At 37.2% G+C, this 24,660-nt stretch carries 22 protein-coding genes and 1 pseudogene; 5 read left to right on the forward strand and 18 right to left on the reverse strand.

Going from position 1 to position 24,660, the window contains the following annotated elements; translation table 11 throughout:
- The first annotated feature begins 61 nt into the window (after positions 1 to 61).
- Complete coding sequence (locus COE25_RS07530; RefSeq protein WP_098932156.1) at positions 62 to 1,504, forward strand: amidase; 1,443 nt, start codon at positions 62 to 64, stop codon at positions 1,502 to 1,504.
- A gap of 220 nt (positions 1,505 to 1,724) precedes the next feature.
- On the opposite strand, the gene lpdA is transcribed toward COE25_RS07530, so the two are convergent.
- From lpdA to COE25_RS07570, 8 genes are all read right to left on the reverse strand, one after another.
- Positions 1,725 to 3,107 (reverse strand): dihydrolipoyl dehydrogenase, encoded by a 1,383-nt coding sequence (gene lpdA / locus COE25_RS07535; RefSeq protein WP_098932157.1) that lies wholly within the window; start codon positions 3,105 to 3,107, stop codon positions 1,725 to 1,727.
- Positions 3,108 to 3,116: 9 nt separating this feature from the next.
- The gene (locus tag COE25_RS07540) at positions 3,117 to 4,457 is read right to left on the reverse strand and encodes a dihydrolipoamide acetyltransferase family protein (RefSeq protein ID WP_098932158.1); all 1,341 of its coding nucleotides are present in this window, start codon (positions 4,455 to 4,457) and stop codon (positions 3,117 to 3,119) included.
- A gap of 14 nt (positions 4,458 to 4,471) precedes the next feature.
- Complete coding sequence (locus COE25_RS07545) at positions 4,472 to 5,455, reverse strand: alpha-ketoacid dehydrogenase subunit beta (RefSeq protein WP_098932159.1); 984 nt, start codon at positions 5,453 to 5,455, stop codon at positions 4,472 to 4,474.
- A 25-nt stretch (positions 5,456 to 5,480) separates the two neighbouring features.
- Entirely contained in the window at positions 5,481 to 6,401 is a 921-nt protein-coding gene (locus COE25_RS07550) for a thiamine pyrophosphate-dependent dehydrogenase E1 component subunit alpha (protein WP_098932160.1), read from the reverse strand.
- Positions 6,402 to 6,649: 248 nt separating this feature from the next.
- Positions 6,650 to 7,411 carry an alpha/beta fold hydrolase gene (locus COE25_RS07555; protein ID WP_098932161.1) on the reverse strand — a complete coding sequence of 254 codons (762 nt, stop codon included), beginning with the start codon at positions 7,409 to 7,411 and terminating at the stop codon, positions 6,650 to 6,652.
- 794 nt (positions 7,412 to 8,205) lie between these two features.
- On the reverse strand, positions 8,206 to 8,604 hold the full coding sequence (locus tag COE25_RS07560; RefSeq protein WP_098932162.1) for a DoxX family protein: 399 nt from the start codon (positions 8,602 to 8,604) through the stop codon (positions 8,206 to 8,208).
- Between the two features lie 53 nt (positions 8,605 to 8,657).
- The gene (locus COE25_RS07565) at positions 8,658 to 10,208 is read right to left on the reverse strand and encodes a DHA2 family efflux MFS transporter permease subunit (RefSeq protein WP_373605345.1); all 1,551 of its coding nucleotides are present in this window, start codon (positions 10,206 to 10,208) and stop codon (positions 8,658 to 8,660) included.
- A 329-nt stretch (positions 10,209 to 10,537) separates the two neighbouring features.
- A complete protein-coding gene (locus COE25_RS07570) occupies positions 10,538 to 11,191 on the reverse strand; it encodes an HlyD family secretion protein (RefSeq protein WP_088086766.1) in 654 nt (217 codons plus the stop codon).
- Between the two features lie 319 nt (positions 11,192 to 11,510).
- On the opposite strand from COE25_RS07570, the gene COE25_RS07575 reads away from it, so the two are divergent.
- Complete coding sequence (locus tag COE25_RS07575; RefSeq protein ID WP_098932164.1) at positions 11,511 to 12,416, forward strand: TetR/AcrR family transcriptional regulator; 906 nt, start codon at positions 11,511 to 11,513, stop codon at positions 12,414 to 12,416.
- Positions 12,417 to 12,689: 273 nt separating this feature from the next.
- On the opposite strand, the gene COE25_RS31415 is transcribed toward COE25_RS07575, so the two are convergent.
- Positions 12,690 to 12,815: a hypothetical protein gene (locus tag COE25_RS31415; RefSeq protein WP_257208724.1), complete on the reverse strand. Its 126-nt coding sequence runs from the start codon at positions 12,813 to 12,815 to the stop codon at positions 12,690 to 12,692.
- Between the two features lie 262 nt (positions 12,816 to 13,077).
- Complete coding sequence (locus COE25_RS07580) at positions 13,078 to 13,959, reverse strand: LysR family transcriptional regulator (protein WP_098932165.1); 882 nt, start codon at positions 13,957 to 13,959, stop codon at positions 13,078 to 13,080.
- A 208-nt stretch (positions 13,960 to 14,167) separates the two neighbouring features.
- Here COE25_RS07580 and COE25_RS07585 point away from each other — a divergent pair, with 208 nt between their 5' ends.
- Both COE25_RS07585 and COE25_RS07590 read left to right on the forward strand, forming a co-directional pair.
- Positions 14,168 to 14,788 (forward strand): chromate transporter, encoded by a 621-nt coding sequence (locus COE25_RS07585; protein WP_098932166.1) that lies wholly within the window; start codon positions 14,168 to 14,170, stop codon positions 14,786 to 14,788.
- 18 nt (positions 14,789 to 14,806) lie between these two features.
- The gene (locus tag COE25_RS07590) at positions 14,807 to 15,349 is read left to right on the forward strand and encodes a chromate transporter (RefSeq protein WP_098932167.1); all 543 of its coding nucleotides are present in this window, start codon (positions 14,807 to 14,809) and stop codon (positions 15,347 to 15,349) included.
- 127 nt (positions 15,350 to 15,476) lie between these two features.
- Here COE25_RS07590 and COE25_RS07595 read toward each other — a convergent pair.
- A pseudogene (locus COE25_RS07595) lies at positions 15,477 to 15,702 on the reverse strand (hypothetical protein).
- A 419-nt stretch (positions 15,703 to 16,121) separates the two neighbouring features.
- Here COE25_RS07595 and COE25_RS07600 point away from each other — a divergent pair.
- On the forward strand, positions 16,122 to 16,550 hold the full coding sequence (locus COE25_RS07600) for a cell wall hydrolase (RefSeq protein WP_098932168.1): 429 nt from the start codon (positions 16,122 to 16,124) through the stop codon (positions 16,548 to 16,550).
- A gap of 136 nt (positions 16,551 to 16,686) precedes the next feature.
- On the opposite strand, the gene COE25_RS07605 is transcribed toward COE25_RS07600, so the two are convergent.
- The 7 genes from COE25_RS07605 to COE25_RS07635 form a co-directional block, all read right to left on the reverse strand.
- Entirely contained in the window at positions 16,687 to 16,989 is a 303-nt protein-coding gene (locus tag COE25_RS07605; protein ID WP_098932169.1) for a dockerin type I domain-containing protein, read from the reverse strand.
- A complete protein-coding gene (locus tag COE25_RS07610; RefSeq protein ID WP_098932170.1) occupies positions 16,986 to 17,357 on the reverse strand; it encodes a hypothetical protein in 372 nt (123 codons plus the stop codon). Before COE25_RS07610 ends, COE25_RS07605 begins: the two co-directional genes overlap by 4 nt.
- A 62-nt stretch (positions 17,358 to 17,419) precedes the next feature.
- Entirely contained in the window at positions 17,420 to 17,620 is a 201-nt protein-coding gene (locus tag COE25_RS07615) for a helix-turn-helix domain-containing protein (RefSeq protein ID WP_098932171.1), read from the reverse strand.
- An 89-nt stretch (positions 17,621 to 17,709) separates the two neighbouring features.
- Entirely contained in the window at positions 17,710 to 17,892 is a 183-nt protein-coding gene (locus COE25_RS07620) for a hypothetical protein (protein WP_098932172.1), read from the reverse strand.
- A gap of 395 nt (positions 17,893 to 18,287) precedes the next feature.
- On the reverse strand, positions 18,288 to 18,593 hold the full coding sequence (locus COE25_RS07625; RefSeq protein ID WP_142354458.1) for a hypothetical protein: 306 nt from the start codon (positions 18,591 to 18,593) through the stop codon (positions 18,288 to 18,290).
- 334 nt (positions 18,594 to 18,927) lie between these two features.
- Entirely contained in the window at positions 18,928 to 20,202 is a 1,275-nt protein-coding gene (locus COE25_RS07630; protein WP_098932174.1) for a helix-turn-helix domain-containing protein, read from the reverse strand.
- A 213-nt stretch (positions 20,203 to 20,415) separates the two neighbouring features.
- Positions 20,416 to 24,630: a S8 family serine peptidase gene (locus COE25_RS07635; RefSeq protein ID WP_098932175.1), complete on the reverse strand. Its 4,215-nt coding sequence runs from the start codon at positions 24,628 to 24,630 to the stop codon at positions 20,416 to 20,418.
- Between the last annotated feature and the right edge of the window lie 30 nt (positions 24,631 to 24,660).

Consider the following 24,660-nt stretch of genomic DNA (forward strand, 5'->3'; position numbering starts at 1 on the left):
CAGGTGATCATTCCAATGCATCGGGTTGTAAAAATATCTAGGTAATGAGAGGGAATTTTCTGTGACCAATTTGACTCATGAAGAATTGGGATATATGTCCGCTACTGAGTTAGCTGCAAAAATTCGCGAAAAAAAGCTATCTCCGGTGGAAGTAACCCATATGTTTTTAGAAAGGATTGAAGAAGTCAATCCCAAAATCGGCGCGTTTTGTACGGTCGTTCCCGAATTAGCACTAAAAGATGCTAGACAAGCGGAAATCGCCATTATGAGAGAAGAAAAAGTTGGACCACTTCACGGGGTTCCCATTGGGATCAAAGACCTTACACCGACGAAGGGAATTAAAACCACATATGGATCAAGACTTTTTTCTGATAATGTAACAAATAAGGATGCAGTTGCTGTTTCAAGAATCAAAAGTGCTGGAGCCATAGTTCTTGGAAAGACAAATACTCCGGAATTTGGACACAAATCTATAACAGACAATGCGCTTTTCGGTAGGACTAAAAATCCTTGGAACACTCAGCGAATTTCAGGGGGTTCAAGCGGCGGATCAGCTGCTTCCGTTGCCGCAGGTCTTGTTCCTTTTGCAGAAGGAACTGATGGCGGTGGTTCCATTCGGATTCCAGCAAGCGCTTGTGGTGTATACGGATTGAAACCAACCTTTGGAAGAATTCCGAAGAGCGATCCAATTAACGCATTTAGTGACCTTAATCCCTTTCTACACCATGGCACACTCTCTCGAACGGTAGAAGATGCTGCGCTACTCTATTCCGTAATGGTTGGTCCGGATCCCTCAGATCCATTTTCGCTTCCCAATACAAGCGAGAATATTCAACTAGCTGTACATAATCCCAATTTAAAAGGATTGCGTATCGCATATAGTTCCAACTTCGGATATTATGAAATCGATACACAGGTACAAAGCGTGATGGAGAATGCAGTGAAGGTATTTGAATCCCTCGGTGGTGTGGTAGAGAGAGTCAATCCACAAATTGACAATGCAGAGGAATGGATATACAAGCCATTTGCCTGTTTGTTTAGTTGTAGAATGGCTGCAGCGTATAGTGCATTATTACCCGAAAAGGAAGAGTTGTTTGACCCAACTTTCGTTAAAATCATCCGTATGGGACTTACCTACTCAGCGATGGATTATAAAGCGGTAGAGATTGCACGGAGCAAGGTTTGGCACGCCTTTCAAACCATTTTCAAAGACTATGATTTGTTGATTGCACCGACTCTTGCGCTTCCGCCGTTTTCAATTGAGTTACCTTCCCCTCCTGAAATAAACGGGAAAATGATAAATCCGGCTCAGGGCTGGGCTCTTACAAGTCACCTCAATCTGACTGGCCACCCAGCCGCCTCCATTCCAGCAGGTTTTTCAACCGACGGTCTGCCTATTGGAATGCAGATAATTGGAAGAAGATTTGACGAATGGAATATTTTAAGAGCTTCCGCTGCCTTTGAAGAAGCATCACCGTGGGCAAATTATAGACCAACTCTTTAAAGTTACAATACTTAAACCGGCTGATTCAAAAGGAAGTTAAAAACCTCTTTTTGAGCCAGCCTTTCTTTAAATGATTCCGGTTAAAGATTTTTGAGAAATATTATATATGAAGTAAAAAAATTCCTATTAATCTTTAATTAATAAAAGTGATGGATTATTATTTCTAATCCATCACTCATCTTTTTTCATAATAACCGGTAATAGCAACTTACATAAAAATCTATTTGTGTAACCCTTTTCCCAACCATGCTAATGCTGCTTCAAAAATACTTTCTGACAATGAAGGATGCGGATGTATCAAACTTCCAAGCTCCTCAACAGTTCCTTCTAAATGCATAAATGCCGCTACTTCCGAAATCATTTCCGTTACATGTGGTCCAACCATGACCGTGCCCAGAATTTCTCCATATTTCTCCTCAGCGATAATCTTCACAAATCCTTCTCTTCCATCCATCGAGTGCGCTTTTCCGTTTCCAACAAGGTGATGGATTCCAACTTTTACAGCATACCCTTTCTCCTTAGCTTCCCTTTCCATTAGTCCAACACTCGCAATTTCAGGTAGAGTATAAACACACCTAGGTACAATAGAATAGTCTATTTCCTGTATTTTACCCACAGCATTAGCGGCAGCGACCATTCCTTCTGCACTTGCAACATGGGCAAGTTGCCAACCACCTACTAGATCTCCTACAGCGTAGATTCCAGGGATGCTTGTTTCCATATTTTTATTTACAGAAACGTAAGAGCCTTCCATTTGTATAGACAGTTCGGAAAGAGCGGATAGATTTGGTTTTCTCCCGATCGCAACTAATATTTGTTCACATGCGATGCTTACTGTACTCCCGTCTTTCGTTTGAAAAAGGACCTGTTTATCCGTTCCATTTTGTCGAAGTGCTTCTACTTTTGCATGAGTTTGTATTTTTATGTTCTTTTTCTGTAATGCTCTATGAAGCACCTTAGCCGCATCAGGATCTTCATTAGGTAGAATGCTCTCTGCCATTTCTATTATGGTGACCTCTGTATTTAAACTAGCAAAAATGCATGCAAATTCTACCCCAATGACACCTCCCCCAATAATAACAAGTGAGCTTGGTATTTCTTTTATACCAAGTATCGTATCACTGGTATGAATATTGACTTGATTAAATCCATTTATATTTGGCACAAAAGGAGTCGACCCAGTAGCAAGAATGATCTTTTCTGCTAATATATTTTCTACTTTATCACCTGATTGAACAGAGATTGTATTATCGGCATGGACTGATCCGAAACCTTGAAAGTGTTCTATCTTTCCTTCTTTTAATAAGGACGCGATACCTGTGCGTAAACGCTTTATCACTTGGTCTTTGCGTGCGTTCATCTTTTCAAATGAAAAACGCATTTCCCCTGTTTCGATTCCCCAACTACTCGCTTTTCGAATTTGTTCGATTATTTCTGCATGATGAAGAAGGGTTTTAGAAGGAATACACCCTCGATTTAAACAAGTTCCTCCCAGTTGATCCGCTTCAACTAGAGCAACTGAACATCCAAGCTTTGCAGCCCGAATGGCCGCTACATATCCTCCCGGTCCCCCGCCAATCACGACAACATCATATTTCTTCATATTTTCACCTTATATCATCATTTGATAGGGATTTTCGAGAATTGTTTTTAGGTCTGTTAGAAATGCTGCTGCTGGTGCTCCATCAATTATTCTATGATCAAAGGAAAGACTTAAAGTCATCATTGGGCGCAGCTCAATCGATCCATTTACTCCAACTGGCTTCTCATGGATTCGACCTACGCCAAGGATTGCAGATTCTGGTTGGTTGATAATTGGTGTAAACGCATCCACTGCATACATTCCTAAATTACTAATCGTAAAAGTTCCGCCTGCCATTTGATCAACTGAAAGTTTCCCATTACGAGCTAAAGATCCGACTTCCTTACACTCCTCTGTTAACTTAGCAAATCCCTTTTGGTCTGCATTTCTTACTACAGGTACGATTAATCCTGAAGTTGCATTCACAGCTAGCCCGATATTTATTTTCGGATGCAAGATTATATTGTCTCCTTGGAGAGATGCATTGATCATCGGATGTTTCCGTAAACTAAGTGCGACTGCTTTTACAATGATCTCTGTATAGGAAAGACGATAGCCGGTCTGTTTTTCCACAATTGGAAGCAGTTGGTTTCTTAGGGCAATCCCCTCAGTCATGTCCACTTCGCTAACGATAGTTACATGTGGAGCAGTATTTGCACTTTGAGTCATTCGTTGGGCGATAACTTTTCGAATTCCTTCCATTTTTAGCGATTTTGCTGTGTTCGACTCTTCTTGAGCCTCTTTATTTCTAACGATGTTTTTAACCACATCATTACGAAGGATTTTTCCTTGTACACCGGTTCCTGCAATTTGTGTAAGATCTACTTGATTTTCCTTTGCCACTTTTTGCGCCAACGGAGTAGTTTTTGATTGTTGTTTTAATGCATCAACAAACTTCTCCACATCACTACGGTGGATACGTCCGTTAAAACCTGATCCCTTCACATGTTGCAGATTGACACCAAGCAAATTAGCCAATTTTCTTGCGGCTGGTGTTCTTCTCACTTTATTTTCCAAATGGTCAGTTTTTCCTTCGTAACAGGATGCATCCACTTCATTGGCTTCATGCATAGATTTGTTAGCAGCAAAATTTAATACACGTTGTTGTTGAACAAAACCAGCTACTTTCTCGTTTGCATCACCGATATATCCTACAACCTGATTGACAGGTACGGTCTCTTCCTCTACACAATTAATTTTTAATAGCGTTCCTGAAACATTCGCTTCAACTTCTATATTAATTTTATCGGTCATAACTTCTAAGAGAGGGTCCCCGGCTTCAATGAATTCCCCTTCATTTTTGAACCATTTAATGATGGTTCCATTTTCCATCGCCGCTCCTAACTTAGGCATCAGCACTTCTGTAGCCAAAGTACTCCCCCCTTTCATTTAAAATTCAAGGTTGATGTTACTGCTTTAATAATATCATCTACTTGAGGAATCGCTTTTTTCTCTAAATCAGGGTTATATGGCAAAGGAACAGCTAACCCTCCAAGGCGTACAATTGGGGCATCCAAATAATCAAATGCCTCGCTTTCGGCGATGATGCTCGCAATTTCTCCCCCAATTCCCCCTCGTTTAACTGCTTCATGAACAACGATTAGTCGTCCTGTTTTCTTAACAGAGTTGATAATTGCTTCTTCATCTAAAGGAACGATTGTACGAGGATCGATCACTTCTACACTTACCCCTTCATTCTCCAATAGATCTGCCGCCTTAAGAGCTTTCCTCACCATAATCCCGGTTGCTACAACCGTTACGTCGGTTCCGGCTTTTTTGATATCAGCTTTTCCTAAAGGGATTGAATAGCTTTCCTCTGGGACTTCTCCTTTTTTAAAATAAAGCAGTTTATGCTCATAAAACAATACTGGGTTATTGTCATCGATGGCAGCTTTAAGTAGCCCTTTAGCATCGTAAGGGGTAGACGGCTGAACTACTTTTAAACCTGGGATATGTGCCATCCAAGCTTCTAAACTTTGTGAGTGTTGAGCGGCTAATCCTGCACCTCCGCCACTAGGTAATCGTACAACGAGAGGAACACTTCCTTTACCACCGAACATGTAGCGTAATTTTGCGGCTTGATTGACTATATTATCAATTGCGCATGTGATAAAGTCAGAAAATTGAAGTTCTAGAATTGGACGCATACCCGTCACAGCAGCACCTACCGCACAACCACTGATCGCATCTTCTGAAATCGGTGTATCACGTACCCGTTCTGCACCAAACTCTTCAAGCATTCCATTCGTAACTCCAAACGCTCCACCGTATTTCCCGATATCTTCCCCTAAAATGAAAACGCCTTCATTTATTCTCATTTCCTGACAAATGGTTTCTCGTAATGCCTCAGCATAAGTAATTACTCTCATCTGAATACCTCCTCTACTTTAACTATTAAGCGTATACATCCATTTCTAGGGATTCTAGTGAAGGCTGTGGGCTATTTTCCGCAAAATTTACGGCTTCGTCCATTTCAAGATTGACTCTTTCTTTGATTTCTTTATCCAGTGCTTCTGTTAATATGCGCTCTTGCATTAAAAGGTGATAGAATAGAGCAATCGGATCTTTATTATTTCTCCATTCTGCTTCCTCTTCTCGACTTCTGTATTTTCTAGCATCAGTTCTTGCATGTCCTTTCCATCTATACGTTTTTGCCTCAATTAGGATTGGCCCTTCACCTTTACGTGCTTTTTCAACTGCTTCAGCTGTTGTATTTAATACTTCAATTATGTTATTTCCGTCGATTGTTTTACCTGGTATGCCGTACGATAATGCACGGTCAGCAATATTTTCTACATTCATCATTTCTTTAACTGGACCAGACATTCCATATTGATTATTTTCACAGAAAAAAATAACAGGAAGTTTCCAAATCGAAGCTAAATTTAACGACTCATGAAAAGCCCCTTCATTTGTTGCACCATCCCCAAAGAAACATACAACTACGTAATCTAATTTTTTCATTTGGGCAGTTAATGCAGCACCTGTTGCTAAAGTGATACCTGCCCCGACAATTCCGTTCGCCCCGAGTATCCCTTTATCTAAGTCGGCAATATGCATGGATCCGCCTTTTCCGTTACAAACGCCTGTCGAACGTGCTAGCAATTCTGCCATCATAGATTTGACATCAGTACCTTTGGCAATACAATGTCCATGTCCTCTATGCGTAGTTAGAATTTTGTCTTCGTTTTTAAGAACAGCACATGCCCCAACTGCGGTCGCTTCTTGGCCAATACAAGAATGCATCGTACCATGAATTTTCCCTTGCTGAGCTAGCTGCTCAGCTTTTTCCTCAAAACAGCGAACAAGAAGCATTTGATAGTATAAATCCAAAATATAAACTTGTAGGTAATCCGGTTATCAGTTAGAACACGGCCTAATTTACCTCTATCAATAATGCAGTTCAACTAGCGGATTAACTTGAGGTAAGCGTATAGGAGTTTTATGAACGCAAATAAGGCCCTATCGGTTAAGAGAAGGGCCAAGCGTTGGCTAATGTTCTTGTTTGCTTTAAAGGAACTCTTTTTTACCACTAATTATTCGGTATTGGAAGTTCTTATCTATTAACAAACGCTTTGTAAAAATTCTAAAAGTTTTTGATTGTATTCTTCTTTATGTTCTATGTTTGGGAGGTGACCCGCTTTATCAAATATATGAAGCTCTGCTTTTGATTTATTCGCATTTCGATACGATTGCTTAGCATACCTGACAGGTGCTAATTTATCATTTTTACTTCCAAGTATGAGGATTGGAACCGGCAAGGTAGATAACATATTTAAGTAACTAAATCCTTTTGGTAAGGACACTAGTGTATTTGCGAAGCCTTTTTCATTATAAGTTAGGGCTGACTTTGCATTTTCAAGGAGATCTTCATTTTTATTGTTATATATAATTCGTTTAACAGCTTTTGAAATGATTTCATCCCCATCCATTTTTGTATATTTTTTCAACCGATATTTAAAATAGAATGTAAAGAGGATATTAAATACATTACTTATTTGTGAAAACGTGTTTGATAAGATCAAAGAACTTACACGGTGGGGCTGTTGTTTATAAATTTCTTGAACAATGATTCCCCCCAACGATAATCCGCAAAAATGAGCTTTATCGATATTTAATTCATCTAATAAATCTAGTACGTCTTTCGCAAATTGTTGTATTGAAATATTTTCAAATACCACAGACTTACCATGGCCTCTTAATTCAGGAATGATCAAACGGTAATTTTCAGCTAGATCAAATTGACAAGTCCATGATTCTTTATTACTTGAAAATCCATGAACAAACACTAACGTTTCTCCTTGTCCCATATCAATATAATTCATAAATTCGCTCCTGTTTTGTAGTGAATTTAAACAATGATTTACTTATCAGTAAATAAAAAGAACGACGCTCAAATGAGCATCGCTCTAACCGCTTGTTCATTAATAAAATAAATATTTAAATCAATATTTGAAAGACTTCATAATTATTTCCCATTGTTCCTCGTCAGTAAGTTCTCGGTAATCTACTTTTACATTATGAAATAAATTCCTCCAAGATTTAATTAAACAACTTTCAGCTTTACCCATATCAAATTCTCCTCTCCCAGTACAAATTAAGCAACACTAAAAAATCTTCTGAATGTGCTAAGTTGTTCTTCGAAAGCCTTTTGATAGTCTAGGTTTGATTTAAGCAACATATGATTTAGGATATATTATACACTCAATGTTTCCTGATAATGTGCTCTTAATCAAGAAATCATTTTAGTATCAGTCCCACCAATGCTGTATTTATCAGATAGCCACGTTTACTATCTGCTTATTAACATTATAATTGAGAGCGTTTACAAATTCAACAAACATTTATAAAATTCAGATAAATTTATTTGTGTTGGAAGAAAAATTGCCTGTACTTTCTGGATTAGTAGGGATTGCTCTCTATTCATAAATTGATGTTCATCTTTAAAGAAGCAGGTCATATGCCAAATATTGAGCACCAAGATAAATACAATCAATTACTTTTAGATTTTTGCACCGTGCGGGATAAGTGGAATATAAACTGGTATAAAATCCGGGTGAATTCTTAGTAGAAATCACCCGGATTATATTTAGAGTAGGACTTTTCATTAATTTGTGCCTTATGGATTATAAAATAATACGTAATCCCCAGGTCCAATTAGGGCCACCCCAAGGACAACAGCAATCAAAATGAAGTTGTATTCATAGCCTCCTTCAGTAAGCCAAAAGCCATTTTTAAGATGGACGGTAAAAATCGCGTCAATCATAACGATAATGATTAGTATTGCCCCAAGCCATGTCAGCAAGCCAGCCGAAAAAAGGAGACCTCCAATTAGTTCGAATAATCCTGCTAAAATCGCCCAAGTTATTCCACCCGTCTTGATTCCGATCGACCCTAACCATTGACCGAACTTGACTGGACCCGGTCCACCGAACCAGCCAAATAACTTTTGGGCTCCATGTCCTACAAACGTAAGACCAACAGCCAAACGAATAATGAAAAGACCTAAATCTGCCATTTTTTAATCCTACTTTCAATGGAAATTAAATGAGTGGACCTTGATTTCCACGACTATTCTTTAACTCGTGACCGTTTAATAAAGAATGATAGAATCAAAGCTACAAATGCAATTCCCGTTGCAACCATAAAGGTATCATTAATTCCATCAATTGTAGCTTGTTGCATGGTCTGACCATAAATCAAAAAGGTGGCAAGCTGCCTTCCCGCATCAGCCGGCATGTGTGTTAAAGCCCCCAAACCCTGCCCAAGATGTGCAAAATTACTAGCTATAAAAGGATTGGAGGTTGTGATGACGCTACCATATTCACCTGCGTGCATCCCTTGCCTTGTCGTCATGACAGTAACAAGAAACGCCGTCCCAATACTTCCAGCCACCTGCCTTGCCGTATTTGAGGCAGCCGTTCCATGCGCCCCCAGTTGTCGAGGTAATTGGTTAAGACCTTCTGTCATGACTGTCATCATGATGAAGGACATACCAAACATCCGCATCACATATAGAAAAAGAATATGGCTATAGCTTGTAGTCATACTAAGACTAGTAAATCCCCATGAAGTAATTACCGTAATTGTTAAGCCGATTACCGCAAGCCATTTTGAACCGATTTTATCAAAAAGAGCACCGGCAATTGGTGACATAATTCCCATCACGATTGCACCTGGAAGCATCAATAAACCGGATTGTAATGCCGTAAAGCCGCGAATATTTTGCAAATAAATCGGGAGCAAGATCATTGCACCAAACATAGCCATATTAACAAACATACTTATTATAGTCGTCAGCGAGAAAATATCATATTTAAAGACCCGTAAATCAAGCATTGGTTTCTCGGCAGTCAGTTCACGCCAGACAAAGGCGATAAATGAAATGGTACCTATGATTAATGTTGATACTACGATAGTACTTGTCCAGCCATTATTCCCTGCTTCACTAAAACCATATAACAAGAACCCGAAACCTAATGTCGAAAATAAAAATCCTGGGAAATCAAATTTAGGATTCGTTACCTTGGTTACGTCTTTCATCCACATGAAGCTAAGAATTAAATCAAGGAATCCGATTGGAATGACAATGTCAAACAATAATCTCCATGAATAATGTCCAATGAGCCACCCGGATAATGTAGGACCAATTGCAGGAGCAAATATCATAACTACACCCATAATTCCCATTGCCTTTCCTCGTTTTTCTGGAGGAAACAATGCGAAAAAAACAGTCATTAACAGGGGCATAATAATACCAGCACCACACGCTTGGATGATCCTTCCAATCATCAGCATACTAAAGTTGGCTGATAAGGAACAAACTAACGACCCTAAGGTGAATAGAAAAATAGCCGCAATCATTAGCTTCCTTGTTCCAAACTTTTCAATAAGATAAGCTGATATAGGAATAGCGATCCCGTTCACTAACATATAACCGGTTGAGAGCCATTGAACGGTACTTGCTGAAATACCTAAATCACTCATAATATGTGGGATGGCCACATTAAGTAAGGTTTGATTTAGAATGGCAACAAAAGCACCGATCAGCAGAGCCGCAAGTAATTTCCCTGTTCCTGCATCGTTTTTTGCGTCTTTAACTTGTTGTATTGGCTGGTTCATTTTTTCTTTCTGCTGAACCTCAATTTCTACGTTTTTCAATGCTGATTCAGAAATAGCTGAATCTTCCAGCGTTTTTTCCAATTGATCTGATAAATCTTGTTGATCATTCTTCTGGACTTTTGTATCACTCTGTTCCGTTCGAGTACTACTTTCCTTAAACTCTTCAACCTTAAAATCAGCTTTACCAATATTCTCCCTAACCTCTTGCCTCATCATTTTCGTTTGATCATGGTTCGGTTTTTTTTGTTTCATCATCCTAAAATTGATGAAAAGCAATAACAACATGGCTAGTGCAACATAAACCGTGATATATATTGACATATTATCACCTACTTCTGAATTCGCACGGTTACGTTCATGCCGGGAACAATTGCAACACCTTTATTATCATCTATCGTTACTTTAACTGGAACGACTTGAGTAACTTTTGAGTAATTACCTGTCGTATTTGAACTTGGTAATAGAGAAAATGTTCCCGCTGTCGCTAAGCCGATTTGTTGGACTTTCCCTTTTAACGTGCTATTTGGAAAAGCATCCACATAGATATCGACATCTTGACCTACAGCAATTTCGTCGATGTCCGTTTCGTCAATATTTGCAGTAACCCATAATTTAGTTAGATCATATACTTGTGCCAGCGGCGTTCCTGCAGCAACAAAGGAATTTTGCACGGCATTATTTTGTACAATCGTTCCATCTGTTGGAAGGGTAACTTTCATATTTTCAGGTGTTCCATCTTTCCCTGTTGTTGTGATTGTTCCTATAGTAGAATCCTTCGTAAAACGGTCACCAACATTGCCCTTCCAATCAGTTAATTTCCCAGATGCAGGAGCAGCTATGGTTACTTGTTGGCCAGCAATTTGCGCATTATCTGTCGTTAAATAGTTGGCAGTTCGATTGTAATAGGCATACCCCCCTACACCTGCTCCGACTAATACAAGTAACATAATAATGTTCAATAAAAGTAAACGTTTCGTGCTCATTAACCTTACTCCTCCTCTAAAGCGCTTTGATAAAACCCATTTTTGCAAATGTATTAGTTCATCCATTCATACCTCATAGCTAAATAAGAATTTTCCATTTGTTGGTTACGTTCTTTTCTCTGACATGTACATTATTCTCCTTTTTTATAAAATTTGTACTTAAAGTATATTTTTGTACTTTAATTATAGAACCTATCTTACCATTTTCAGAATACTCAAGCAACAAATAAATGAACCATTAGTACAAAAGTATACTAATGGTTCATTGTGGTATAATAAAAATAGAGAAAAAGTCAGACTTGACATAAGGGGAAAAAGGATGAATAAGAAAAAAAGGAATGTTATAGATAAAGCACATGAACTTTTTATTGAAAAGGGTTATCACGCTACATCCATTCAAGATATCTTGAATCATAGCGGAATTTCAAAGGGGTCTTTTTATAATTATTTTATTTCTAAAGGGGAATTGTTTAAAGCGGTTTATAATCTTATACTAGATAACATGAAAATGGAGAGAGATAAATTACTCATTGGGGAAGACATTACAGACAAGGACATTTTCATTGAACAGGTCCATTTTATGATAGAACATAACAGAAAAAATAAATTAAATCAGCTCATTGAGGATGTGCTCGTATCTAATGAACCAGAGCTGATTAAATTTATAAAGCAAGGGAGATATTTATATTTAAAATGGATATATGGACGTTTTTTAAATATTTTCCCAAACAACCAAGCAAAATACATGGTCGATTGTGCCGTTCTTTATTTAGGAATGATGGAACATATTTTGAATACAAGTAATGTATTGCACAGAACAATACCATTACGGCAAATTGCTGCTTACTGTTTGGAGCGTGTTATGACGATTCTGGATGATATAAGTAGAAAGGACATCCAATTATTCGTACCAGAGGATATAAATCAACTACTTCCAAAATCAGATTACCATGATTTTTTTAATAATGAATTTTCCATGGCCACATTGAATGTAAAAAAAGTGATTGAAAAGAAATTTGAAGCGGAAAATCCTAAAAGTGCCACGTATATAAATTTGTTATATTTTATACAAGAAGAACTGATGAATAATAAAGTAGATCCTAGAGAATTTTTAATTGAAAGTGCATTAACTACATTGAAAACAGTAAGTGAAATAATTAACACAAATGAATTTAACAGGTACGAGCAAATGTTAGCAAAAATGAATTTTTACCCAATTGTATAGAAGCTTCACAGAAAGAGCATGTTTTGAAGATTTTGTTTCAAACCATGCTTTTTAAATTAGGCTCTTTTCTAATAGTTGTGTTTGTAGTTTCTTTTCCGCTAAATCAGCTGTAAATAAATGCTTGACAACTCCTAGAAAGATTTTAAACGAAATCTAGGATAGTCTAAAAGGAAGAAACGTTTTCTCTTCCTTTTTGATTATTTAAAAAAGAACGACACTCAAATGAGTATCGTTCTATCCGCATGTACTATAATAAAAAGTAAATATTTTAAATTAATATTTGAAAGCCTTCGTAATTATTTCCCATTGTTCCTCATCCGTTAGTTCTCGGTAATCTACTTTTACATTATAAAATAAATTCCTCCAAGATTTAATCAGACAATTTTCAACTTTACCCATATCAAGTTCTCCTCTCCCAGTACAAAATTAAGCAACACTAAAAATTCATCTGAATGTGCTAGTTGTCCTTGAAAGTCTTTTGATATTCTAGGATTGATATAAACCAGATATGCCACGTTTGCTATCTGCCTATTAACATTATATTTGGAAACGCTTACACACTCAACAAAAAATTTATAAAATTCAGATAAATTAATTGTGTTAAGAAAACTTTCATCCTGTAAAGGAAGAGTTTTCTCAATTATAAATTTTCTTATCTTATTTATGAATGGATAAAATCGACAAAATTTGAAACTCCAATGCTTTGAAATCTCTGAGGTTTTTTGACCAGCCATAAATTTCTTTTTATTTCTATCCCTGTCATTTTTATTTCATATAAAAAGCCTTGTTCTAATTCTCTTGCCACGGTTAGCCTTGGTAATATGCTAATTCCAAGTCCCGCCTCTACGGCACTTTTAATTGCTTGTGTACTGCCAATCTCCATATAGCTTTCCATTCGATCTAAAACTCCATAATCCCTTAACGCATTTTCTACGATTAGTCGTGTTCCTGAAATGGATTCACGCCAAATCATTCGTTCATTTGCCAATTCTTCTATATTGATTTCTGTTCTATTCCTCCACGGGTGATCAGCAGGATATACAAGAACCAATTCATCATCAGCAAATTTCTCTACAATAAAATTCTTATTTTCAACCATACCTTCTACCAACGCTAAATCGATTACATTATTCGCTAAATCCTCTAAGACACTTGGTGTATTTTTAATGGTTAATGTTACTTTTATTTCTGGTGCTTGTTTTTTAAAACTACCTAATAAGCTTGGTAATAAATACTCACCAATTGTCAAGGAAGCGCCTACCCTGAGGCTCGCATTTGACTCGCCAGTTACTTGATTAATCACTTCTTTAGATCGGTCGAAGTCATTGACGATTGCTTTTGCAAAAGGATAGAGCATCCTTCCTGTTTCTGTTACTGTCAATTTCCCCTCTGATCGGTCAAACAACAACGTTCCATAATAATTCTCCAATTGATGAATCTGCCTGGTTACTGCAGGTTGTGACACATAACTTAATCGTGCCGCTTGGCTTATACTGCCTTCATCTACTACCAAACAAAACATTTTCAAGTTTTCTATGTTCAATGAAATCAACTCCAATAATTGAAAAGCTTCGTATATATGATTGTAACATACAAATAAATGAGAAAATTTTTCTTAAGTATAATAATCTGTTATACCCCATGCATTTCTTGCAATTTACCTTTTCTGATTCACCTGTTAACGTAGGGAATAAGAACTGATACGTAATTAAAGATGCCAATAGAAAATAACCAGGAAAGAAGTGAATTGAATGGAGAAAGAATGGAAAAAGTTGCTTCAAATTTTTTGGACTTTTTTTAAAATAGGGCCTGTTACATTCGGTGGTGGGTTTGCCATGATTCCATTAATTGAAAAAGAAGTGGTAGATAAAAAAAAATGGTTAAAAAGCGAAGATGTTACGGATATATTTGCCTTAGCTCAATCAGTGCCAGGCGCGGTTGCCATTAATTCTGCAACATTTATCGGAAAAAGAATAGGTGGGATAAGAGGGGCAATTGCCGCCCTGCTAGGTGTTTCCTTGCCGACCTTTTTAATTGTCCTTACGCTAGGAATTTTGTACAGTTTATTCCAGAGTAATCCCAAAGTAGCAGCTGCCTTCCTTTCAATTCGAGCTTCTATCGTTGCCCTAATCGTATATGCGGCTATCAAAACTGGAAAAACAGCGATTGTTGACAAATCTACATTCGGGCTTTTTGCGGTAGGGATTCCTATTCTTTTCTTTATTCATCCTATATTTGCAATTCTAGCTGGTGCTTTAGCAGGTATTATTTTAATCAATTTAAAAGAAAAATTGGGCTACAAAGTCCAATTTGACAAACAGAAAGAAACGGATGTATATGATATCGATTATTTTATGGGCTCAGGAATTTAAAATGAAGGGATAAAAACAATGATATTGTGGGAACTATTCAAAATGTTTTTTGTCGTTGGTTTAATTTCTTTTGGTGGGGGATACGCTATCATGCCGGTCATAGAGCTAGAGGTGATTAAGCATGGATGGATGACAACTCAAGAGTTTACAAACGTTATAGCCGTTGCAGGTATGTCACCTGGTCCAATTGCAACAAATTGTGCTATTCTTGTTGGGTATTCAACAGCTGGAATTACGGGTTCTATCATTTCTGCCTTAGGAATCTTGCTTCCATCGATCATTCTGGTTCTTATTGTAGCAACCTGTTTTCTTAAGTTAAATCATTATCCAATTGTAAAATCAATGTTTTATGGGTTAAGACCGATTGTCACTAGTTTAATTTTTTATGCAGCCATTAGGTTTGCACTTTCAAATAACATTATAAGTCTCCATTTTACATGGCATACATTAAGCCTATTACTTGTCTTTGGATTGTCACTTGTGGCTCTTCTAAAGTTCAACTGGCATCCCGCCTATATTATTGTACTTTCTGGATTAGTAGGGATTGCTCTCTATTCATAAATTGAGCATTTTTATTATTCTGGTTCTAATGCATACATTTTTTGTCTTTCTTTACTAACCCCCAAAAAAGCATCTACAAACCTGCAGATACTCTTCATTAGTGTAAGGCCTCTAGGCCATTTTCTACTTAGTATAAGGGTTGTGGAGCGGAACAAGCTGGATAAGGGTTTATAAGCTTGAATTTGTCTGATATCATATTGTTTCATGGCAAACTGGGATTGGTATAAGTATTCCATTAAATAAATACTCCCTCCAGTCACGTTACATAAAACTCCAGAAACCCCTTGACCATTTATTAAAGAAACACCAACTGGTTGACCAATCAAATTACTAACTGATTGTTGCCTATACATACATGTAGGCCTCCTTTTAGAATATAATACTGACAATTTATTAGATGGTTGCTTATCCCGATACATATTTGTCAGGTGCATTAAAAGAGCAACAACCCAATTGACTGTTGCTTCCATTCTTTACTTTAATTTAAACCTAAAAAAACAATAAAAAAAACAGCAATACCTATCAAGGTTTTGCGGCTTTTGAATCCCAACACTTTTCAATCTATAACTTCGTTCTTAAACTCAAAGCTCTGGCAAAAATTGTTGGTCAAATTCTCACATTGTTCTACATGAATGATTACTTTAATATTATTTATAGATTGTTCGTCAAATGCTTTTATCGTATTTAGATCCCATTTTTTAACTTGACTAATCATTTGTTAATTTGAAGTTAATATTGGAAAATTAGTTCAAATAAAAAAGGGGGTGAACGGATGCCAGTTGTAAAAGCAAGAACTTCAGATATTGATCTTTTAGCAAGGTTACTTCGAGCGGAAGCTGAAGGTGAAGGTGAAATGGGAATGCAGCTTGTTGGGAATGTAGGAATTAATCGAATACGAGCGAATTGTTCAGACTTTATCGGTATTCGAACCATCCCACAAATGGTTTATCAGCCACATGCCTTCGAAGCTGTTCAACATGGCTATTTTTATCAAAGAGCCAGAGAACAAGAAAAACGTTTAGCACGTCGCGCAGTTGAAGGAGACAGGTTTTGGCCAGCGAAATTTAGTTTGTGGTATTTTAAGCCGCCAGGTGGTTGCCCCCCAACTTGGTATAATCAACCTTTTGTGGGGAAGTACAAAAATCACTGTTTTTACCAACCAAAAGCAGAGACCTGTGAAAATGTTTATAATACTTTTTAAAATTAACTTAATTTTAACAACTATAAAAAATCCCCTCCCAGATAGACTATTAAGAACAAAATATCCTGCTCTCTTATTTAGTGTCTATCTGTAGGGGATTTCTAGCAATAATTGATTCTCTAAAAAAATATCACTATTACATGCCTACTTCTTTCAGTACATCCTCTAAAGTTTTACCTTGGTATTTCTTTTCCGCTTTTGGAGCATTTTCCATCCATGGATTTTGCATTAAGTAATTATTTAGTACATATTGCATGTCTTTCCCATCGACTACTCCGTCATAGTTAACATCCGCTTCACGTTTATTTTCTTTCCAATATTTCTTAATGAAAAGGGCATCATTTACATCGATGACATTATCTTTGTTTACATCTCCCCCAGGTGCATAGTTATAATAGAGTGCTTTCGAATAAGGTTTAACTTCACCATTTTCTTTCAACCCGATCGTAAAGGTTTTCTTAAAAGTGAAATGTCCCGGCATTTAGATGAAAACGACCAAGGAAACCCCACATGACTACCAAGCGTGTTTGGATATTCTTTTCCTGATTCATCTGTCACTTTGACTTTTGCACCTGCCTTTACATAATCAAAGGCCGGTGATGGCTCATCAAGATAAGGATTCCCAAATGCTTCCGCATAGACGAACGATTTCATGTAGGAGTAAGTTCGTTCAACCTGATATGGGATACTAATACCAAATGCGGATTTCTGATTGACATCTGTATTTGTATACAATACATTGAATTGTGCCAAATCTAAAGATACACTGTTAGAATCATCTTTCACTTTGTATGTGATATCTACCATTGGAACTTTTCCTGTTACTCCTGTTTTTGCTGCATCACCAGTTAATGTAGCGGTGATGTTCGTTAATCAGAGTAAAAAGCATCTTCATCTAATCCTAGTGCTGTGGTGATTGCATCTAGATTTTGTAAAGAAAGAGGTTGCTTGTGGTTGAATATCCGACTTATATCACTTAAATGAATGCCGGAGTGTTTTGCTAAATCTATTTTTCTCCATTTTTTCTCCTGCATATATTGCTCAATCCTAAATAATAAAGCTTGATTCATCTTATCCACCTTCTTTATCTAGACTAGCTCTCGGCAAAGTTTATTTGAAGTTTAATATATAAAGAAAAAACCTATTAAGGAAAAATCTTCTACACAATTCGTGCCAATTTGTTAAATATTAGGTATTTAATCCTCATAATTTCAATGACCAATAAATCAAATTTTTTGCTTAGGTCAATGGTGCTTCGATCTGTTAATCTGAATTTCCTCACTGATAGTTCCATTTTGGATTTTATTTGATTATATTCAAATAAATATTTTCCCTGCTCCATGTTGCTACCTCCAACTGATACAAAGTGCGCTAGTTTCATTGTATTTAAGTTTGAGGTAATTTTGAAATTGAGAAATTCCATCAAGTTCCATTTTTTCAATAAAAATAGAGAGCCCTTTTGAGCTCTCCTTCCATTTTGTCATTTAAGAGAAAAGAATAGTTATTTAAGTGTTTACCTTACTAACTTTCATTTAGAAGTTGTTTATATTTAACTACCTGTTCTACATTCACATGGTCTCTATATGTCCAAAACACTAAAGGTCAGCGTTTTAACATCTCCATATTTCCTATAGTGCTCGCTGAGTTTGCCACTTCTAATAATTCATTCACACCCTCCTGAAATCGTTTCCTTCTACACAGATACAAAGAAAATGCAAACCGAAAACTCAAATAAGCCTATCGCTTGAAGAATTCCTTACTTACAGATATTTCATTGATTACAGGTTTGAATCTTTTAAGTAATGTTTCAGCATCATCTAATCGGTTTAATTCTACATATGCCTCTAACAATCGTGGTAAACCAATATATATATCTTCCCTATTTTCTAACCAACTCATATTTTCATCTGCATACTCTAAATGTTCATAATCCAAGAAGGCAACTAATCTGTTTCCGACTGCAAAATCAGCAAAAAATTCATTTATCTGGGCGTATTGGTTCGTAAGACCTGGAATGCTTAAAGTATACAAATCTACTACCATTGTCTATATTCGATGCGATACAATTCTCATTTAGGAAAAGGTGTTTGTCCTTTTTACCCTTTTATGCTTTGAATGAGGATAAAAATATTACACTTGGATGCACGTTTACTTATTCATTGAACGATCACATAATCATTTATCCATTTTACCAGCAAACTTTCTAATAAAGCTATATTTAAACCCTTACCTATATAGCTCTCTTAAAGTAGTTATCAATCCCTTGGAAAGTTACCAGCTGATGAGTTGCTACTTGCTGTTGGGATTGTTGTTCACTCACAGTCAGATCATCTAACTGTCTACCGTTTCACTCAAAACATTCTGTATTGCTATTGTCCTAAATCAAATCTTTTGAATGGTTATCTGGTAGTGTCAAGGTATTTAGTAATTCCATATATTTGTCTTCCTGTTCAGGAGTAGCACGATGTTTATATCTCCAGTACTCAAGAAGGCATTTTTGCAAACGTTTCACATTCCCTATTTGATTAGCAGTTAACGCTACATCTAATAATTCATTTAATCCTTGTGGAAACTTCTCTCTTCTACACTGATAGAGAGCGTGTGCAAAGAGGAAATTCAAATACATCTTCTGCTTTAGCCATGATTCTTTACTAACTGCCATGTCGTTGATCACATATTGGAAATTTTCTAACAAATGTTTTGCATCTTCTAATCGATGTAGCTGAATAAGTGTTTCAAATACCCTCGGTAATCCAACATATAAATCGTCTCGATCTTTTAGCCAAATCATATATTCATCTACATATTCCAACTGTCCAAAATCTAACAAAGCAATATATCGGTTTCCAACTGCAACTTCAGCAAAATAATCACTTACTTGAGCATATTGATCGATAGAAGTTAAAACTTCCTCCAATGAAGCACCTAATTGTGCAAGTGCAAAACTCTTATACATAAGGGCTCTTCCATAATACTCGCCTTCACTAGCCATTCTTTCTAATCTCTTCGAATAATACAGCACTCCTTCCCATTGTTCACTTCTATAGTAAAACGACATAATCCACATATACGCTTCTTTTCTAACGCCTTTTGGCATGTACGCAAGATGCTCTAACACATACGTCAATGTTTGATGTCCTTTATCAGTCATTCTTTCGACATAAAATTTTCTATAGAAACTGATTGCCAGTTGTTCTGAAAAATGATTTGATTCATTTTCAATGATCAACTCATATAAAGAAAGTGCCTTCTCTTCTTTCCCAGCCACAAACAGCTTTTCTGCTACGGAAAATATATAGGTCAAATACTCAGGTCGAATTGTATTTTCTTCTATCATCAAATCTATTAGATTATTAAATGGTTGATCGTTGCCATTCTCTAAACATTTGTACAAAAACTTTATACTTCTGTGTTTGTCTAAAGATTGATTCTCATTGAAACACTCTTCTACATAATATAAATATAGAGTACCCTCTACCAATTCAAGCGCTTCTGTAATCGTATCCAAATGTTTTAAAGAGAGTGGTTGCTTGTGATTTAAAATACGACTTATATCACTAATATGAATACCAGAGTTACATGCTAAATCCGATTTATTCCATTGTTTCTCCTGCAAATATTGCTGAATTTTTTGTAACAGAACTACATTCATCCTTCTCACCTACTATTTATAATCTCATTAATCTAGATGTTTTTTTTATTCGATTATATATTTCCTCTACTTTAATTGTAATGGGACTTGATAGATTATTAACTTTGGAAGAATTCTATCAAGCTTACATTTTTTTTTAAAACTATTTCAAAATTAATTCAGCAAATCAATAAAAAAAGCTGCTGAGTATAATCAGCAGCTTTTTCCGAATAATTATTGGATTCCTAATTCTTTCAATACTTTATCTAAAGTTATACCTTTATATTTATCCTTCGCTTCAGGTGCATTATCTAAAGTTGGATTTTGCATTAAGTAGTTCTCTTGAACGAATGCTAGATCTTGCGCATCGACCTTGCCGTCGAAATTAATATCTGCATTACGGTCATTGGTACCCCAATGGTCTTTAATGTACAAGGCATCTATGATGTCAATCACATCGTCTTTATTCACGTCTCCTGCAACAGCTGGAGATTCAAAGAGATATAGATTTTGATGAGTCACTTTTCCATTATCATGGAATCCGATCGTAAACGGTCTATGATCCGTAAAGTGACCTGGTACACTTACCTCAAGTTGGTATACATCATCCGTAAATGGCAGATTAGATATTGAAAATGCTCCTCCACCTGGGCCATTGTAAACAATACCGTTATATACTTTACCGTTTTGATTTGTTGCTTTTACTGTAATTCCCAATTTTGTGTAATCAAAACTAGCATTTCCTATCCCATTTGCAGTCATAAACGCCTCTGCCAGTAAACCGCCATGAGCATATGAATAAGTTGGATTTCTGTAAATGGTTGAAGTCCCCATAAAACTTACATTTGTTGTAGCATCATTCATGTCCGTATACGAAGCGGCAGAGAGATACTCTGGCGAAAGAACCGGTTGCATATTATACACATCGCTTTTCATCTTAAACGCCACATCTACTAAAGATAGGTCCCCTGTTAATCCTGATGTTTGGCCATTCTTCAAGGTTGCTGTAACAGTAGTCCTCATGATAGTTGAACTATATGGTTCATTTTGTACATCCACATCGATTTCATCACTTACACTTTGATTCGGCTTCACATCTATATCGGCCTCATCGTTATGATAATAGAATGAAAACACAGCTTTTTTTACATTCGTTACATTATTTAGTGATAATGTAGACTTCAATGTTTGCCCCATATCTGCTGAACTTGATGAAGGTTTTTCAGCCTGCATGTAAGCAAACGTCTGCCCATCTTTCACGACATAAATATCTTTTGATTTCCAATACGTTCGATTCGACGCTGCATCCACGCCATAAAACGTAAGGGACATTGGTCTTGTTTGGTTTATTGGAATATCAACCGAATACGTACCGTCTGGTTTAACCGTAATAGGATGTGGTGAAGTGCCCCCTAGTCCAGTTCCTAATGAATTTTTATAGTATATTTTGTTACTTCCTTGTGTATAAGGTAGACCCGCATTTTTCATTTCTTCCGTTTCTTTGTCAAAGATCGTCCCCGTTACATGAAGTGTCGTTTCATTAGCTTTATATCGATATACATCCGAAGTTAGATCTTGATTATTAAGCTTGAGCGTAAAATTTGGTTCTTGATTGTCAAAATAGAATGGCACTTCTTTCGTGAATGTTTTACCTTCCTCATTGGTCCCGACAAACTTCATTTTATACAAACCTTGTTTTGCTATGTCTGGATCATAGGCAAATGGATGTGCCGTATTTCCTGTTGCTGGATAGTATACGCCATTAAATATATTTTGAATGTAATAATATACATTTTCGATATTTAATCGGAGCCCATCGATTGTTCCGATGATTCCCACATCCTGGCCTGTTTTACCGTCTTCAAGGATCACATCGACTGTGCGCATTTGTGATTTTAAATTTAAAATGGCTGAAGTATAGAAAACCATACCATTATATCCATAATCAAATGGAGCTGTAAATGTTTGAGGAGTTAATATTGCATCATTAATTCCCTCTTCTACCGTGCGAATCGCAAATGGAACTCGGTAAGATTCAGCTGTATTTTGATGATTTGTATACGTTACATAGCCTTCATAAATGCCTAATGCAGCTGTTTTCGGAACAGTGATCGACACATTCGTTTTCTTATGAGCATTTCCGCTCACAGTTAGCGTTGTGTCCGTAGTGATCTTGACTCCGTTCGGGTCAGCATCCAATGAGCCTCTTCGGTTAGTTTGGAATTGCACCTTAACGTCAAATGTCTTCTTTTCTTTGCTGTCATTGTAGAAAACAAGTGGTCGTTCAGATGTTACATCCTGGCCACTCGGTGCAAATGAACCAAATCTAATCGCACCTGTGTCATCTTCGACAGATGTAAGGTTCCCTTTCTTGTCATACTTTGCTAACGTTTGGTCGATAACTTCAATTCGTGCTTGAGTATGAATCGCTTTGTATGGGTCTACTTGACCGGCACCTTCTTCAAACACACTGTAATCTCCTGTTAATGGATCAGCCGTGTTCATTAATTCTTCTTTTACTTGTGACGGCGTAAGCTTTGGATTTGCTTGTAATAAAAGGGCCGCTACTCCTACCACGTTCGGTGTTGCCATCGATGTTCCAGAAAGGTTTGCATAGGCATATTGATACTTCCCAATTTGATCAGGACCATTCATATAAGATGGGACAGTTGAGAAAACTGATACACCAGGTGCGGTTACGTCTGGTTTAATATCATAGGTGATACGCGCCGGACCACGAGAACTGAAGGAAGCAAGCGTGTTCCCCCCTGTAGTAATTAGACCCATCGTGTCAAACGAGAAGGTTGGAGTTCCTGTTGCAAGTTGTGCCTTTAACGCTGCTCCTTGTTCCATTGATAAAGAGAATGTCGAAACATAGGCATAACTTTCCCCTAGCGTTACAGGAATAAATCCTTCAGAAAGGTTATCCGCTAATAGCACCGCTTTAGCACCGGCATTTTTTGCATTTCGAACCTTTGCATCGAGGGAAAGAGTTCCTCTGTCAACTAAAACGATTTTTCCTTTTACATCTTTCTCTGTATAGTCAGTGGTATCGCCAAGACCTACATAGACAATTGGCAGATTCTTACCCTTTATGTCTTCTAATTTGTCAGTGGTTCCTCTTGCCAATTCTTGTAAGTTCGCTGGTACATCTCCCGATAATGCGTGTAATGTTCCTTTGGCCGTTGCAAGTGTTTGCGCTGTATCGTTTGCACCTACTGTAATCGCTAGTGCAGACGCACCTGGAGAGCCAAGTGTATACATGCCATTCCCTGCATTACCTGCTGCAACTACAGCTGTTACGCCTGAAAGGGACGCATTATCTAGTGCTAAACTCTCAATATCTTGTGGATCGTTGTTGCTTGATCCAAGAGATAGATTTATCACATCCATTCCATCCGAAATGGATTTATCAATTGCACCTAAAATCGCATCTGTCGCACCTGATCCGTAGGGTCCTAACACACGATAGACATATAGGTCAGCATCTGGTGCGACTCCCGTCACCGCAAGGTCTGTATTGTTCTTTCCTCGGCCGGCAATAATTCCGGATACGTGCGTACCATGCTCCGTATAATATTGTTCTCCCGCAATTTCTTTTACTCCAGATTTTTTCCAATCGTCATAGGTTGTTTCCATTGGATCCGCGTCATTGTCTACAAAGTCCCAACCTTTAACTAAGTTTGGATCAATCGTTTTTGGGTCTAACCCCGGTTGAGCACGATACCCTTTATAGGCATCCGTTAAATCTGGATGGTTATAATCAATTCCTGTGTCAATAACCCCAACCTTGATGCCCTTTCCTGTAAATCCTTCTTCATGTAACTTGTCAACACCAGGAAAGGTAACACGTTCAGCTGGTTTCGTTACTGCAGATGTGTCTTCTTTCACTGGTGGATCTAGATGTACCTCTTTATTACTGTATACGGCTTGTACTACATCAGACTTTAGCAAATCTTTTACTTGATTGGCAGGAAGTTCAATCGCAACACCATTTAACGTATTTTTAAATGAGCGCTTAATCTTATAAAAGTCTTTATTCTTCTCTAAGTCGTTTTTATAAATTGATTGGAGATCTTTACCGAATCTATCATGGTCAGCATCTGCCTGTTTTTTGGCATCCGCTAAAGATAAAGAATTCCCTTTAGCAGCCTGTTCCAATACAGCAGTTTTCGCAGGCTTGTTTTTAAATTCAACGATCACTGATAAATTTTCCGAGCTATCTAAATTTGTACCAGGTGATAATTGAAGACCTGAACCGTAATTTACTTGCAGCTGGTGCAAAGCTTGACGCTGTTCAGGCGTAAGTTTCGATAATACTTGTTCAATTGATGTTTCGGATTGTGCACTCGCAACGGAGTTGGAACTAATATTATGTGGCAAGCCGCTAAATAGAACCCATGTGCTAAGCGTAAGTATTGCAGCGCTTTTTACAAATTTGTTCTTCATACTTTCCTCCCCTTCTTACCTTCTTTGTTT

The organism is Bacillus sp. AFS031507, from assembly GCF_002584635.1.
Taxonomy (GTDB): domain Bacteria; phylum Bacillota; class Bacilli; order Bacillales; family Cytobacillaceae; genus Neobacillus.